General features: G+C 66.3%; 15 protein-coding genes and 1 tRNA gene. 3 read left to right on the top strand and 13 right to left on the bottom strand.

The window, feature by feature from the left end; genetic code table 11:
* Positions 1-2: 2 nt before the first annotated feature.
* The 7 genes from HZY97_RS11755 to HZY97_RS11725 all read right to left on the bottom strand — a co-directional run bounded on the left by HZY97_RS11755 (position 3) and on the right by HZY97_RS11725 (position 4,979).
* Positions 3-713, bottom strand: a complete 711-nt coding sequence (locus HZY97_RS11755) for an SDR family NAD(P)-dependent oxidoreductase (protein WP_180143766.1) — start codon at positions 711-713, stop codon at positions 3-5.
* 43 nt (positions 714-756) lie between these two features.
* Positions 757-1,788, bottom strand: a complete 1,032-nt coding sequence (locus HZY97_RS11750; RefSeq protein WP_257215012.1) for an MBL fold metallo-hydrolase — start codon at positions 1,786-1,788, stop codon at positions 757-759.
* Between the two features lie 116 nt (positions 1,789-1,904).
* Positions 1,905-2,720 (bottom strand): SDR family oxidoreductase, encoded by an 816-nt coding sequence (locus HZY97_RS11745; protein ID WP_180143764.1) that lies wholly within the window; start codon positions 2,718-2,720, stop codon positions 1,905-1,907.
* Complete coding sequence (locus HZY97_RS11740) at positions 2,717-3,403, bottom strand: sensor histidine kinase (protein ID WP_180143763.1); 687 nt, start codon at positions 3,401-3,403, stop codon at positions 2,717-2,719. Before HZY97_RS11740 ends, HZY97_RS11745 begins: the two co-directional genes overlap by 4 nt.
* A 124-nt stretch (positions 3,404-3,527) precedes the next feature.
* Positions 3,528-4,157, bottom strand: coding sequence for a response regulator transcription factor (locus HZY97_RS11735; RefSeq protein WP_180143761.1), 630 nt, complete (start codon positions 4,155-4,157; stop codon positions 3,528-3,530).
* Positions 4,158-4,228: 71 nt separating this feature from the next.
* Positions 4,229-4,600: a response regulator transcription factor gene (locus tag HZY97_RS11730; protein ID WP_180143759.1), complete on the bottom strand. Its 372-nt coding sequence runs from the start codon at positions 4,598-4,600 to the stop codon at positions 4,229-4,231.
* Positions 4,601-4,888: 288 nt separating this feature from the next.
* Positions 4,889-4,979 (bottom strand) — tRNA-Ser (locus HZY97_RS11725).
* A gap of 66 nt (positions 4,980-5,045) precedes the next feature.
* Between HZY97_RS11725 and HZY97_RS11720 the strand changes: the two genes are divergently transcribed.
* Positions 5,046-5,891, top strand: a complete 846-nt coding sequence (locus HZY97_RS11720; RefSeq protein WP_180143758.1) for a peptidylprolyl isomerase — start codon at positions 5,046-5,048, stop codon at positions 5,889-5,891.
* A gap of 3 nt (positions 5,892-5,894) precedes the next feature.
* Here HZY97_RS11720 and HZY97_RS11715 read toward each other — a convergent pair whose 3' ends face one another.
* Genes HZY97_RS11715 through HZY97_RS11700 form a run of 4 tightly spaced genes read right to left on the bottom strand, consistent with a single transcriptional unit; the run spans position 5,895 to position 9,440 of the window.
* The gene (locus HZY97_RS11715) at positions 5,895-6,494 is read right to left on the bottom strand and encodes an ABC-type transport auxiliary lipoprotein family protein (RefSeq protein ID WP_180143756.1); all 600 of its coding nucleotides are present in this window, start codon (positions 6,492-6,494) and stop codon (positions 5,895-5,897) included.
* Positions 6,495-6,502: 8 nt separating this feature from the next.
* Positions 6,503-7,468: an MlaD family protein gene (locus HZY97_RS11710; protein WP_180143754.1), complete on the bottom strand. Its 966-nt coding sequence runs from the start codon at positions 7,466-7,468 to the stop codon at positions 6,503-6,505.
* Positions 7,468-8,331, bottom strand: coding sequence for an ABC transporter ATP-binding protein (locus HZY97_RS11705; RefSeq protein ID WP_180143752.1), 864 nt, complete (start codon positions 8,329-8,331; stop codon positions 7,468-7,470). The genes HZY97_RS11710 and HZY97_RS11705 overlap by 1 nt, the downstream gene beginning before the upstream one ends.
* Positions 8,328-9,440: an ABC transporter permease gene (locus HZY97_RS11700; protein WP_180143750.1), complete on the bottom strand. Its 1,113-nt coding sequence runs from the start codon at positions 9,438-9,440 to the stop codon at positions 8,328-8,330. Before HZY97_RS11700 ends, HZY97_RS11705 begins: the two co-directional genes overlap by 4 nt.
* Before the next feature lie 61 nt (positions 9,441-9,501).
* Between HZY97_RS11700 and HZY97_RS11695 the strand changes: the two genes are divergently transcribed.
* Positions 9,502-10,173, top strand: a complete 672-nt coding sequence (locus HZY97_RS11695; RefSeq protein ID WP_180143748.1) for an HAD family phosphatase — start codon at positions 9,502-9,504, stop codon at positions 10,171-10,173.
* 48 nt (positions 10,174-10,221) lie between these two features.
* The gene (locus HZY97_RS11690) at positions 10,222-10,668 is read left to right on the top strand and encodes a pyridoxamine 5'-phosphate oxidase family protein (protein ID WP_180143746.1); all 447 of its coding nucleotides are present in this window, start codon (positions 10,222-10,224) and stop codon (positions 10,666-10,668) included.
* A gap of 45 nt (positions 10,669-10,713) precedes the next feature.
* Here HZY97_RS11690 and HZY97_RS11685 read toward each other — a convergent pair whose 3' ends face one another.
* Both HZY97_RS11685 and HZY97_RS11680 read right to left on the bottom strand, forming a co-directional pair.
* The gene (locus HZY97_RS11685) at positions 10,714-11,973 is read right to left on the bottom strand and encodes a DUF445 domain-containing protein (protein ID WP_257215011.1); all 1,260 of its coding nucleotides are present in this window, start codon (positions 11,971-11,973) and stop codon (positions 10,714-10,716) included.
* Between the two features lie 37 nt (positions 11,974-12,010).
* On the bottom strand, positions 12,011-15,163 hold the full coding sequence (locus HZY97_RS11680) for an efflux RND transporter permease subunit (RefSeq protein WP_180143744.1): 3,153 nt from the start codon (positions 15,161-15,163) through the stop codon (positions 12,011-12,013).

The following is a 15,163-nucleotide window of genomic DNA, read 5'->3' as shown; positions in this document are numbered from 1 at the left end:
GATCAGTGGCCGGCGGCCTGGCCGCCATCGACATGAATGGATTCGCCGGTCACGAAGTCGGCGGATTCGAGATAGAGCACGGCCTGCACGATCTCCGATATCTCGCCCAGCCGCCCGACCGGGTGGAGCGCCGCAAGCGCGTCATGCGTTTCGGGCGGATGCATCGGCGTACGGATCACGCCGGGCGCGACCGTGTTCACGCGGATGCCGCGCGTGGCATATTCGATTGCGAGGCTCTTCGACGCGGCGGCGATCCCGCCCTTGGAGAGCGAGGCAAGCACCGACGGGACGGCCGAGAGCGGCTGGTCGACCAGCGCGGTGGTGATGCTGACGACGTGGCCGCCGTCGCCCGCCTCCATCGCGGCGATCGCGGCCTGGGTGGTGAAGAAGAAGCCGTTGAGATTGGTGGCGACGACCTGCGCATATTGCTCCGCCGTGTAGCCGGTGAACGGCGCGGCCACGAAGATGCCGGCATTGTTGACCAGCGTATCGATGCGGCCGAAGCGCGCGAGCGCCTGGGCGATCACTTTGGGCCCTGTCGCGGGATCGCCTATATCGCCCGCGACGGTCAGCAGGTCGGGATTGTTGGATGGTGCGATCGACCGCGACGTGGCCACCACGCGGTAGCCGCGCTCGAGATAGGCCTGCACCAGCGCGGCGCCGATGCCCTGCGATCCGCCGGTGACGACGGCGACCTTGCGTTCGTTGCTCATGATATGCTCCTGGAAAAGGGGGATGAATTGGAGAGCCGCGCACTCAATCGATGCGCAGGCTCTGTTCCATCGCGTAGCATTGGTCCCAGACGTAGACGTCGAACCCGGCCAGCCTGGATTGCCACTTCGGGGTCAGCGTGTTGACGCACTGGACCACGACGCGATCGATATAATTGTCGAACACCGCCCAAGGGTTCGCCTTGTCGGCGGGATCCATCTCTCCGCCGATCTCGGTCGTCTTGAGCGCCGTCGAGGCCGCTGCCTTTAGGTCGGCCATGAATGCGAGCTGCACCGCGACGTCGGCATGCGTGCCGACGCGGCTGACATGACCGCCGACGAACGTGTCGAACGGCACCCGGTCGATCGCGGCGATCTGCTCGAAATAGCCCGGCACATCGTGTGCGACGGCGAAGCGGCGCCACGGCATCCAGCCGGGGAACACCATGTCCACGACCATCAGCACGCGCTGTTCGGGGGCGTAGATGAAGATATTGCCGGGTTCGTGCGCCACGCCGTGATAGCTGAGCTCGAGCCGCTGGCTGCCGAGCTTGAGCGTGTAGCGATCCTTGAAGGTCACCGTGGGCAGCGGCCGTTCCGGATCGCCGTCGCGCGCGAGCAGGCGTTTGGTTTCCTCCTGCGCGATCAGGATCGGATGGCCGCCCAGCGCATTCACGCCGCCGATATGGTCGGTATGCGAGTGACTGTAGATGACATGGGTGATCGGCCGGTCGGTGACTTCGGCGATCGCGGCGCGGATGTGCTGCGCATATCCGGGCGGCGCATCGACCACTACGACGCCGGTCTCATAGACCAGGAACATCGACTGATAGGCATTGTCGGTGACCAGATAGAGGCCGCGTCCCAGCTCCTGGATGCGATAGCCCTTCGCGGGATCGATGGGCGGCCCCTTTGCTGTCTCGGGAACAGGCAGATAGCGATCCGGCCGCACGCCGATCGGCGCTATCGCCGGCATGTCGCGATAGGGGGCGCCGGCCTGCGCTTGCGCCTCACAGGGCGCGGTTCCCAGGATGCCGCAGAGCGCGGCCATCGCCAGCAATGTCGGGCGCAATATCATCGCTCACTCCTCTCGCCCGCTCGCCGCTTCGGCCCGGGTCATGGAAGGCAAATATGCGGTGCTCTCGGGAATTTGATTGGACCAAGGTATCGCCGATACGATCGTCTCGCCCGGCGTCAGGCTTCGGTGCCCGGATCGCCGTCAAGGCCGTAGCGCGCTGCCGGGCTCACGCGTGACAGGTTGGGGAGCAGCGCTTCGCGTGCGCCGTCGGCGGCGTGCCAATCCGCGGTGTCTGGCAGCGAAGGGATGGTGACCAGCTCGCCCAGGTCGAGCCCGGCAAGCGCGGCATCGACCACTGCCCCGGGCGACATGACGATGTGCTGCGGCAGAGTTTCTACCGCCGTGCCCGATATCGCCCAGAAGTCCGTCGCGGTAGCGCCGGGTAGCACCACCTGTACGCGCACGCCCTTCGGCGCGAGTTCCTCATGGAGCGACTGGCTGAGCGCCAGGACAAAGGCTTTGGTGCCGCCATAGACGCCGTTCAGGATGCGCGGCGCGATCGCGGCGATCGAGGCCATGTTGATGATCGTGCCCTCCTGCCTTGCGGCGAATGCCTTGGCGGCGGCATTGGCGAGGCGCGCCACCGCCGCGACGTTGAGCTCGATCATCTGCGCCATCACGTCCGGATCGGAGTCGAGAAAAGGCGCGGTCGAGCCGAAGCCGGCATTGTTGACGAGCATGGTGATGCGCGCGTCGTCGCGCAGGCGATCCGCCAGCAGCCGCTGGCCGGTCGGCGTCCCCAGGTCGACGGCGATGATCTCGACCGACACGCCGGTTGTACGCCGGATGTGCGACGCGACCTGTTCGAGGCGTTCGCCATTGCGTGCGGCAAGGATGAGGTCGCAGCCGCGCTTCGCTAGCCGATCGGCATAGATTGCGCCGATGCCGGCCGATGCGCCGGTGATCAGGGCGGTTCCGGAAAGGGCGGTCACAGCTTTTCTCCCATCACCATCGTATCAAGGGGCATGACGGGCTCGATGAGCCGCGCGACGCTCGGCAGCGGCAACTGGACGAGCGCGCTGGCGCCGTCGGGCGCGAACGACCATTCGACGCTGCCGCCGAGATCGGCGACCAGCGAGCGAATCAGCCGCTGGCCGCGGCCAGGCGTGCTGTTTGCCCTGGGCTGCCCGGTATCGCGCACCAGGCACATCAACCGCCCGGCATATTCGGTGACATGGACCGCGATTCGTCCGCTCCGGTCGCGCAGTCCGTGACGCGCGGCGTTGCGGATGAGCTCGGCGACGACCAGGCCGATCCGCCAGCAGCGGTCTGCGGGAAGGTCGATATCCGCCGCGTCGAGCGCGAGAAGCACGCCGCGCTCCGCGAGCGTGGATTGCGAGAAGGTGTTGCAGATTCGCCCGATATAGTCGGCGAGGTTCGCTCCGGCCTCGCTTGACGGAGGCAGCAGCGCGCGATGCGATTCCGCATGATCGCGCAACCGGTCGGCAGCCCTCGCCAGGGCCTCCTTCGCGATATCGCTGCCCGCGCGATTCGCCGCGAGTGAGAGCGATGCGATCGCTTCAGAATATTCGTTGACGACCCGGTGGTTGATCTCCTCGACCAGGTGGAGCGAGGTCGGCGGAGCCACCGGTTCCAGAATTGCGGTCTGTCCCAACATCGTCACCTCCCGAGCAGCGGCCCGTACGTACGGGGTCCGATGCGTCGGTTGTGACTCGGCCTGGCGTGAGTCGATATTGGACGTTGGTGCCTGCTAGACCTTGGTATCAGCGGCGTCGCAATTAGCGACGGCCGGTGGTCTCCAGCCCGAGCTTCTCGCTCATCTTGACGAGGTCGGCGAACGACGCCGCTTCCATCTTGTCCATCAATCGGCCGCGATGCGCCTTGACTGTGATCTCGCTAATGCCGAGCTCGCCGCCCACCTGCTTGTTGAGCAGTCCCGCGACGATCAGGTGCATGACTTCCCGCTCGCGCCGGCTGAGCAGGGCGTAGCGTGCCTGGAGCGCCCGATGGCCCGATCGCTGCGCAGTGAGTTGCTCGCTGCGCTCGATGGCGCGTTCCACGGCGGCGAGCAGCACCTCGTCATCGAACGGCTTGGTCAGGAACTCCACCGCCCCGGCCTTCATTGCCCGCACCGTCATCGGCACATCGCCATAGCCGGTCAGGAAAATGATCGGCATCTCGGGCCGCTCGTCGGCGATGCGGGCCTGAAGGTCGAGACCGTTGAGATCGGGCAGGCTCACGTCGAGGAGCAGGCAGCCCGGGCCTTCCGGCGCGGTCCAGTCGAGGAACGCGGTTGCGTATTCGAAGCTGCGGACGCGCCAGCCCGAAAGTTCGAGAAGCGGCTCCAGCGCCTCGCGTATCGAGACGTCGTCATCGACGATTGCAACGAGGGGCCTGGTATCAGCCATGGTCATCGATCCGGGTCTGACAGCAAAGTCTGAACTAGCACGGTGAGTTAGCGAGTACATCGGCAAACTCCTCATTCCTGGTCGAGCGCGGTCCGGACTGCCTCGAAGATCGCGTCTTCGCTGAAAGGCTTGAGCAGGTACGCGACGGCACCGCTGCGCTGAAGTCCCGGCCAGGCTCGCTCATCCGAGTGGGCAGTGATGAACACGATGGGCGTGCGGTTTCCCATCCGCCGCAATTCCTGCTGGAGCTCGGGGCCCGACATACCGGGCATCGAGACGTCGAGCACCAGGCAATCGGTATCGTCGATCACCCCAGACTCCAGAAACGCCTCTGCCGAACCGAACGGCTTTGCCTCGAAGCCGAACGACCTGAGCAGATCGGGCAGGGACTCGCGCACCGACTCATCATCGTCAACGACCGCAATTTTCTTACGATCGCTCATCGCAAGCCTCTTCCCTTTTATCCCGTCACGCCGGCGGACAGGATGCGACCCGCAGTCCACCGCGCCGGGCAGGCAATGCACTGAAATCGATCGTGATTGCTTGCCTGGCGCCCGGGAAGGTTGGGCCATTCGACCAGCAGGGTCCATGGATACTTTGGTGTCGGTTCGCTGCTCATTCGGATCCAAACCGGATCGATCGACGATCCGTTTCAGCGCCTGCGTATCACTAGTGGCCCCGCCCGACGACAGAGGTTGGACCCGGTAGCAGACGATGCGGGAGCGGCGGGGTGGCGGAGCGGGAGGGATTCGAACCCTCGATACGCTTTTGGCGTATACTCACTTTCCAGGCGAGCGCCTTCGACCACTCGGCCACCGCTCCGCATGTCCCGGAAGCTGCGTGCCCTAACGATTGACTGGGGCCGAGGCAAGCAGCAGTCTCAGCGCCATGCTCACGCTGATCCTCGCGCTCGCCGCACTCGCCCAGACCGTCCCGTCGGATGCCGCCCCGGAAGACTGGAAGGCGATCCCCGACAACGAGATGCTGGTGATGACGCTGAAGGGCGGCCACCAGGTCTATATCCGCCTCGCCCCGCGCTACGCCCCCGCGCATGTCGCCAATATCCGCAAGCTCGCCGAGGCGCGCTGGTGGGACGGGACGAGCGTCTACCGCGTGCAGGACAATTACGTCACGCAATGGGGCGGCGGCGACGACAAGACGGCGCTCCCGCCCGGCGTGATCGAGAACCCGCCCGCCGAATATGAATGGCCGGGCTTCGACGCGGTGAAGGGCTTCAGCTTCGCCAAGCCCGACAGCTATGCGGCCAAGACAGGGGTCAGCGCCGACGGCTGGCCGCTCGCCAATTACGGCGCAGTGACCTCGCTCACCCATTGCTATTCGATGGTCGGCGTCGCGCGCGACCTGGCGCCCTCCACCGGCAGCGGCGCCGAGCTCTACACCGTGATCGGCCACGCCCCGCGCGCGCTCGACCGCAACATCGCGATCGTCGGCCGGATCGTCGAAGGGATGCAGTGGCTGTCGAGCCTGGAGCGCGGCACCGCGCAGCTCGGCGTCTATGCCAAGGACCAGGTGGCCACCCCGATCCTCTCGGTCCGCCTCGCCAGCCAGCTGCCCGAGGACGAGCGCCCGCATTTCCAATACCGCTCGACCGACAACCCGCGCTTCGCTGCCTGGATCAAGGCGCGCGAGAATCGCGACGGCGCGTTCTTCACCGTGCCGATGGGCGGAGTCGATGTCTGCAACGCGCTGCCGGCGGTGCGGCGCGCGCAATAAGCGCTACTTCCCGACCCAGTCCGCCACTTCGACCGCGACCTGGTTCGCCGCCGTATTAAGCGCGGCGGCGACGAGGTCGGGCTTCACTTCGGCGAGCGGCGCGCGCGCCTCGAAGCGGCGCTTCTGGAACTTGGCGGGATCGTCGCCCTGGACGAGCAGCGCGTCGAACTGGACCACCGCTTCATTGGTATCGGCATCGACACCGAACTTGCGCAGCTCGCCCGACAGCGTGGCGCCGGGATCGACCTGCGACTGGCGATAGCTGAGCACCGGGCGGCCGGTGCGCGCCGAAATGGTGTCGCCCACCAGCCGGGCGAACAGGCGCGGCGGCGCTTCCACCCACTGCGCGTCCTTCACATAGGCGACGGCATTCTCGCCCTGATGGACGGGCACGCGCGTCGTCGCCAGCTCATGCGGCACGACCGGGAACAGCACGGTGACCGTCGATCCCGAGGCAGGCGTCTGCACGTCGCCGGGCTTGACCTGCTCGGCGGCCTGGAGCGTCATGAACGGCACCTTGGGCGGCTTGCCGCCGAACGAGACGCAGCCGGAGAGCGTGGCGGCCAGCGGGGCGGCCAGGAGCATCAGGGCGAGCTTCTTCATCGCGGGCCTCACTTCTTGGGCTTGTAGTCAGGGAGCTTCGGACTGCCGACCAGGCTGGACGCGCCGCCGGAATCGAGCTTCTCGGCAACCGAGGAGAGCGACTGGGCCATCTGGCGCAGATCCTGGATCAGCTGACCGAGCTCGGGGACGGTCTTCTTGGAGAAGGCCTGCGCGCCCGGCCGAGCGTCGTTGAACAGCAGATCGAGCGTATCCATGCTCTTCTTCGCCGACGCGATCGTCTTGTTGAGATTGGCGATCGTCGGCTTCACGTCCTCGGAGATCGTGCCGTTGGCCGTCTCGGCGAGCTTGCCGATCTGCTCGGTCGCGACGCCGAACTTCTGGATCGCGACGCGCGTCTCGGCGAGCGTGGCGGCGATCTCGGGCCCGCGATCGGCGAGCGCGTCGGTCAGGCGATTGGTGTTCGCCAGGATGCCGGCGATCGAGGCCTGGTTCTTGTCGCCGAGCAGCTCGGTCAGCCGCTCGGTCAGCGTCGTCAGCCGCTCGAGCAGCTTCGGCGCCGAGGAGAAGATCGCGCCGAGGCCGCCGGGCTTGGTCGGGATCACCGGCACGCCCAAGGGGCAGGCGGCGCGCGGGTTCTCGCGCGGGCAGCGGATCGGCGGGGCGCCCTTCACCGCGCCTTCGAGCTGGACGGTGCTCGGGCCCGTGAAGCTGCTCTGGATCGTCGCGGTGGTGCCTTCGAGGATCGGCACTTCGTCCTTCACGGTGATGCGCACGCGCACCAGCTGGGGATCGGGCTTCCAGAACTCGATCGCCTTCACCTGGCCCGAGGGCACGCCCGAAAAGGCCACGGCCGAGCCCGGGTTGAGCCCGTCGACCGCCTGGCGGAAGAAGATGTCATATTCGCGCTCATTGCCGCCGGAGAGGCGCGCGAGCCAGACGATGAACAGCGCGAGCACCGCGAGCAGGATCAGCACGACGGCGCCCACCAGCACGTGATTCGATCGAGTTTCCATCAGCCCCTGTCCTCAGTCACGTTCTCGGCCTCGGCATGGACCTTGGCGCTGGAGACCGCATTGCGCCCCCGCGGTCCGTTGAAATATTCCTGGATCCATGGATGGTCCAAGGCGAGCAGCTCGGGAATCGTTCCCACTGCGATAACCTTCTTGTCCGCCAGCACCGCGACGCGGTCGCAGATGGCGTAGAGCGTGTCGAGATCATGGGTGATCAGGAACACGGTGAGCCCCAGCGTTTTCTGGAGCGATTCGGTGAGCTCGTCGAACGCTGCCGCGCCGATCGGATCGAGCCCGGCGGTGGGCTCGTCGAGGAACAGCAGCTCGGGGTCGAGCGCAAGCGCGCGGGCAAGGCCGGCGCGCTTCTTCATGCCGCCCGAAAGCTCGGCGGGGTATTTGGGCGCGGCGTCCGGCGGCAGGCCGGTCATCACCACCTTGTATGCCGCGATCTCGTCGAGCAGCGCCTGATCGAGCCCGGGGTAGAATTCCTTGAGCGGAACCTGGACATTCTCGGACACGGTGAGCGTGGAGAAGAGCGCGCCACCCTGGAACAGGATGCCCCAGCGCTTGCGGATCGCCGTCGCCTCGGTCTCGTCGCGACCGATCGTGTTCTCGCCGAACACTTCGATCTCGCCCTCGACCGGCGGTTGCAGGCCGATGATCGAGCGCATCAGCACCGATTTGCCGGTGCCCGAGCCGCCGACCACGCCGAGGATCTCGCCGCGGTGCACGTCGAGATCGAGGTCCTCGTGGACGACCTGCTCGCCGAAGCAATTCTTCAGGCCGCGGACGCGGATGACGATGTCGCCGTCATCGGTGCGATCGTCGCGATCGGTGCGATCCTCGGGAGGCGGGAGCGTGCTCATATCCACCCGATCTGGCTGAAGAAGACGGCGAAGAAGGCGTCGAGCACGATCACCAGGAAGATCGCCTGGACGACTGCGATCGTGGTGCGACGGCCGACCTGCTCGGCATCCGCCTCGACCTGCATGCCCTGGAAGCAGCCGGCGATCGCGATGATCGCGCCGAACACCGGCGCCTTGATCAGCCCGACCCAGAGATCGGTGAGCGGGACGACTTCGCGGATGCGCTGGACGAAAGTGATCGGCGGAATGTCGAGCTGGATCCAGCAGAGCAGCCCGCCGCCGATGATCCCGATCAGCGCCGAATAGAAGCCGAGCAGCGGCAGCATCAGCACCACCGCCAGCGTGCGCGGGACGACGAGCGCTTCCATTGGCGAGACGCCGATCGTGCGCATCGCGTCGATCTCTTCGGTGAGCTTCATCGTGCCGATCTGCGCGGCGAACGCGGAGCCGGAACGCCCGGCGACCATGATCGCGGTCATCAGGATGCCGAGTTCGCGCAAGGTGATCCGGCCGACCAGGTTGATCGTATAGACCTCCGCGCCGAACTGGCGGAGCTGGACCGCGCCCTGCTGCGCGATGACGATGCCGATCAGGAAGCTCATCAGTCCGATGATGCCGAGCGCCGAGACGCCGACGACTTCGAACCGGTGGACGGTGGCGTGGTAGCGGAAGCGCTGCGGGTGGACCGCGACGTTCCAGAAGGCGACGATCGTGGCGCCGAAAAAGCCGAGCAGGCCGTAGAGCGTCTGCCCGGCGGTGACGACCGCATCGCCGATCTCGGCAAGGAGATGGACGAAGGGCGAGGCCGGCGGGCGCGGCAGTTCGATCGGATGTTCGGCGGCGACGACCTGATCGAACAGATGCTGGCTGGCGGGCTTCAGCCCCTCGACCGCGGCATCCTTCTCGCGCGCGAAGCGATGGACCACCCAGGCGCCGACCGTGTCGATCCGGTCGATGCCCGACAGATCGATCTTCGTGACCTGGCCGTCGACCGCGCCGAGCCGGTCGGGCAGGTCGCCAAGCGCCGCGAGCGACAAATTGCCGGAGAAGCGGAGGACGGCGCCGCCGGCATCGGAATCAACCCGTTCGAAATTGGCCGCGGCGCTCATATCGCGCACCTTTCCGCGATTCGGGCTGGATCGGCAAGCGTCCCCGCTCGTAGATGCTTCAATGCACAATCTCGCAATCTACGACATGGACAAGACGATCACCGCCGCGCCGACCTGGACGCGGTTCCTGATCGCGGCGGCGAAGGCGCGCGCGCCTTGGCGGCTGGCGCTGTTCCCGGCGGTGGGCGTGGCCGGCCTGGGCTATATCCTCAAGCTGGTCGACCGGGCCGGGCTCAAGCAATTCTCGCAGCGGCTGCTGCTCGGCCAGGCGCTGACGCCGGCCGAGATGGAGCGGGTCGCGGACGTCTTTGCCGCGCATGAGGTCGCGCACGGCGTGCTCCACGGCGCGCGCGACCGGATCGCAAAGGACCGGGCGGACGGCTACCGGCTGGTGATGGCGACCGCCTCGCACGGCTATTATGCCGCCGCGATCGGGCGCCTGCTGGGCTTCGACGATGTCATCGCCACGGAGGCGAAGCGCGATGGACAAGGGCGGATTCTCTCGCTGATCGAAGGCGATAACTGTTACGGGCCCGTAAAGCTCCATCGTATCGAGAGCTGGATGGCGGGGCAGGGTATCCCGCGGGGCAGCACGCATGTCCGCGCCTATTCGGATCATGTCTCGGATGCGCCGTTGCTCGGCTGGGCGGACGAGGGGTTCGCGGTCAATGCGCATGGGCCGCTGCAGAAGCTTGCGGGCGAAAAGGGCTGGCCGCTGCTCGATTGGAGATAATTCGCGCGGCATGCGTTCTTGGCCGACAATCCAGAACCGGAGAGGGTCATGGCCAAGAGTCTGAAAGAGCTCGCTGAATTGATGAAGGACGTCGATTTCGCGATGCTGTCCACGCATACCGAGAATGGCGCGATCGCGGCGCGCCCGATGAGCAACAATCGCGATGTCGACTATGACGGCGACAATTGGTTCTTCGCCTGCGAGGACACCAGGCTGATCGCCGATATCGGCGCGGATGCCAATGTCGGCCTCGCCTTCCAGGCCAAGTCGGGGCTGCTCGGGATGAAGCCGGTCTTCGTCCATATCGAGGGACGTGCCGAGCTGATCCGCGACAAGGCCGCGTTCGAGGAACATTGGACCAAGGGCCTGTCGATGTGGTTCAAGCAGGGCGTCGACACGCCCGGGCTGGTGCTGATCAAGGTACACGGCACGCGCGCCCATTATTGGGACGGCGAGGATCAGGGCGAGATCGTGCTGGAGCGCGAGGCGGCGTGATCGCATAAAGCGTCATCCCGGCCGACGCTGGGATGACGCCTCCGATTAGAGCAGCGTGTCGACGGCGTGGATGGCGACGCCGACCAATCCGCCAACCACAGTCCCGTTGATCCGGATGTACTGGAGGTCGCGCCCCACGGCGTTTTCGAGCCGGCCGGTGATCGTCTGCGCGTCCCAGCCCTTGATCGTGTCCGAGACCAGCCGGACGATGCCGTCGCCATAATCGGTCGCGGCACCGACCGCGCTGCGCCGGGCGAAGCGGTTGATCGTGTTCGCGAGCTTGCGGTCGTTCTGGAGCGTCTGGCCGAGCTGCCGCAGCGCGTCGCCGAACGCACCCGTGCGCAGCGTGTCCGGGTCGCGTGCCGCGCGCAGCAGCGCCGCGCGCCCGGTTTCCCAGATACCCATCCACCAAGCGGCGAGCGCGGGATTGTCGAGCAACTCGTTCTTGAACGCCTCGACCTGGGCGCGGCGTGCGGGATCGTGCTGGAGGTCCTGGGCGAGATGGGCGATGCCTTCCTCGGCCTTGGCGCGCAGCGGGTGCGACGAGTCTTCCGCCATGTCGACGATCAGCTTGGCGAGGCCCTCGATGATCTTGTTGGCGAGCGTTTCGTCGAGCCCGGTCCAGCGCATCACCGAGCCCGAGCGCTCATGCACCATCTGGCGGATGAGATGCTCGTTGGCGTCGAGCACCTTGGCGGCCCAGCGGACGATGCCGTCGAGCAGCGGGCGGTGGCGGTCCTCCTGCATCGCGGCTTCGAGCGCGCGGCCGATCAGCGGGGCGATTTCGAGCGCGCGCAGCCGGCCGGCGATCGTCTGCTTGACCATGCCGCCCAGCCGGTCCTGATCGAGCGCTTCCAATATGTCGGCGGCGAGCCGGCCCAGGCCCGCGCGCAGCCGGCCATGTCCGGGGCCTGGACTGGCGAGCCAGCGCCCCGCCGCGCCGGCGAGGTCCAATTGCTGCATCCGGCGGGCGACGACCTTGGGGGTGAGGAAATTGTCGCGCAGGAACTGGGCGAGCGTGCTGGCGATGCGGTCCTTGTTGCGCGGGATGATCGCGGTGTGCGGGATGGGCAAGTGGAGCGGGTGGCGGAACAATGCCGTCACCGCGAACCAGTCGGCCAGTCCGCCGACCATCGCCGCCTCGGCAAAGGCGCGGACATAGCCGATCGCCGGATGGAGATGATCGAAGGCGCGGGCGAGCAGGAACAGGGCGGCCATCGCCACCAGCAGGCCGGTTGCCACCAGACGCATCTGGCGCAGGCCGAGGGAGACCGGCTCGGATGAAGAAAGGGGAGCGCGTGGCATAGTCACGCACTCCCCAATACATCAGACGGGTTCAAGTTCACTCCGCGGGCTGCGGCGCATCGTCCCCGGGCTTGTGTTCGATCGTCCCGCCATGGCCATGGCCGATCACGCGGCTGCCATCGTCGCCCGGCCGGAAGGTGAGCAGGCGGCGCGACAGGCGCGGTCCGAGCCAATGCTCGAGGCCGACTGCGAGGCTGAACAGCGCGGGCACCATCACCAGGGTGAGCACCGTCGACAGGATCAGGCCGCCGATCACGGTGATGCCCATCGGCGCGCGCCACGACGAGTCGCCGCTGAGCGAGAGCGCCGTCGGCACCATGCCCGCGACCATCGCGACGGTGGTCATCACGATCGGCTGGGCGCGCTTGTGCCCGGCGTCGACGATCGCAGTGAACTTGTCGACGCCCTTGGCCATCTCCTCCAGCGCGAAGTCGACGAGCAGGATCGAGTTCTTCGCGACGATGCCGAACAGCATCAGCGCGCCGATCAGCACCGGCATCGAGATCGGCTGGCCGGCGATCCACAGCGCGAGCAACCCGCCCAGCGGCGCGTTGAGCAGCGAACCCATGTTGACCAGCGGCGACATGAAGCGGCGATAGAGCAGCACCAGCACGGCGAAGACCAGGAACACACCCGACATCAGCGCGATGATGAAGTTCTTGACCATCTCGGCCTGCCACTTGGCGTTGCCGACGGTCATTTCCGCCACGCCGATCGGCAGGTTCTTCATGATCGGCAGCTCGTGGATCTTCTGCAGCGCGACGCCCGAGACCACGGCCTTGCCCGTCTTGGGATCGGTCGCGAGATCCGCACCGACGACGACGCGCCGCTGCAGGTTCAGGCGCTCGATCTTGGTCGGGCCGGTGCCGAAGGCGATCTCCGCCACGGTGCCGAGCTGGACCGAACCGCCATTCTGCGTCTGCACCGGTAGGTTCTTGATCGTGTCGAGCTTGGCGCGGGCATCCTCCTCCAGCGCCACGCGGATCGGGATCTGGCGATCGGACAGCGAGAATTTCGCGCTGTTCTGATCGATGTCACCCAGCGTCGCGATGCGGATCGCGTTGGACAGCGCCGCAGTCGTGACACCGAGGTTCGCCGCCAGATCGAGCCGCGGCTTGATCACGATCTCGGGCCGGTTGAGGTCGCCCGCGATGCGCGGCGCCACCAGCTCGGGCATCTTTGACATCTGATCGACGAGCTTGAGCGCAGTCGCGGTGAGCAAAGCGGGATCCTCGCCACCCAGCGTGACCGTCAGCGCGCGGCCGCTCGAACCCCAGCCGCCCTGCGAGCGGAAGCCGACACGGGCATCGGGGATCTTGAGCAGGTCGGGCGCAAGGCGACGGGTGAATTCGTCGCTCGTCTCGGTGCGCTTTTCCTTGAAGATGACCAGCACGCGGCCATTGCCGACGCTGGCGCGCTCGTAGAGATTTTCGACGTTCGGCTCGCTGCGCAGCCGCGCGGCGACCTGGTGGACGATGCGGTCGGTCTGCTCGAGCGTGGTGCCCGGCACCATTTCGACATTGACCGAGACCTGGTCCTCGTCCTGCGTCGGCTGGAAGGTCATCGGCAGGATGAAGAACATCCCGACCGTCAGCGCCAGCGACAGGAAGAAGCCGAGGATGGCCGCCCAGCGATGGTGCAGCGTCCAGCGCAGCAGCTTCACATAGCCGCGCATCAGCATGTTGTCGCCGTGCTTGGCCTCGCCATGCGCCTTGAGGAAATAGGCCGCGATCATCGGCGTGACGAGACGCGCAACGGCAAGGCTCATCAGCACCGAGGCGACGACGGTCAGGCCGAAATTCTTGAAGAACTGGCCCGAAATGCCCGGCATCAGGCCGACCGGCAGGAACACCGCGACGATCGACATGGTGGTGGCGAGCACGGCGATGCCGATCTCGTCCGCCGCGTCGATCGACGCCTGATAGGCGGATTTGCCCATCCGCATGTGCCGGACGATATTCTCGATCTCCACGATTGCATCGTCGACCAGCACACCGGCCACCAGCGAAAGCGCCAGCAGCGTCATCTGGTTCAGCGTGAAGCCGAGCAGGTCCATGAACCAGAAGGCCGGGATCGACGAGAGCGGGATGGCGAGCGCGGAGATTACCGTCGCGCGCCAGTCGCGCAGGAAGATCAGCACCACGACGACGGCGAGGATCGCGCCCTCGATCATCGCTTCCATCGCCGAATCATATTGCTGCTCGGCATACTTGCTCCAGTTGGCAAGCAGCTCGAACTTCACCTTGTCGTTGTTCTTCTGGAGCTTATCGAGCGCCTTCTGCGCCTCGTGATAGATCGTTACGTCCGACGCGCCCTTGGCGCGCTGGATGTCGAATGAAATCACCGAATGGCCGTTGAACCGCGCACTGCTGCGCAGCTCGGCATAGCTGTCCTGCACATTGGCGATATCGGCCAGCCGGACAGTACGGCCGTTGCCGACTGCGATTTGGGTCTGGCCGAGCGCATAGGCGTCCTTGGCGTTGCCGAGCACGCGGACCGACTGTTCATAGCCCGAAATCTCGGCGCGGCCGCCGGCGGCGTTCATGTTCACTGCGCGCAGCTGCTGGTTCACCTGGCTCGCGGTGAGGCCATAGGACTGGAGCTTGGCGGGATCGATCTGGACGCGGATCTCGCGGTTGACGCCGCCGTTGCGGTTCACCGCCGACATGCCCTCGATCGAGAGCAGGCTCTTGGCGACCGTATTGTCGATATACCAGCTGAGCTGCTCGACGGTCATGTCGGGCGCGATCGCCGTGAAGCTGGCGATGTCGTTATCGCTGGCCGAATCGACGCGGCCGATCTGCGGCTCGAGGATGCCGTCCGGAAGGTTGCCGCGAACCTGCTGGATCGCGCTGCGCACGTCTTCCACCGCGCGATCGATCGGAGTGCCGATCGCGAGCTGGACCACGGTCTGCGACTGGCCCTCGGTCACCGTCGAGTTGATCTCGTCGATGCCCTGCAGGCTGCGCACGGCGCTTTCGACCTGCTGGGTGATCTGCGTCTCGAGCTCGCTGGGCGCGGCGCCCGGCTGGCTGATCGCGATCCAGACGATCGGGAAATCGATGTCCGGATTGTTGTTCACGTCCATCCGGTTGAAGCTGACAAGGCCAGCCACCGTGAGGAACAGGAACAGGACGATCGGCGGAACCGGATTCCGGATTGCCCAGGCGGATATGTTCCGGAAGCTCAT

Origin of the sequence: Sphingomonas sp. R-74633, assembly GCF_013416555.1 — a bacterium.
Lineage (GTDB): Bacteria > Pseudomonadota > Alphaproteobacteria > Sphingomonadales > Sphingomonadaceae > Sphingomonas.
Note: the sequence above shows the minus strand (reverse complement) of the source record. Positions and strands in the feature narration are given on the sequence as shown.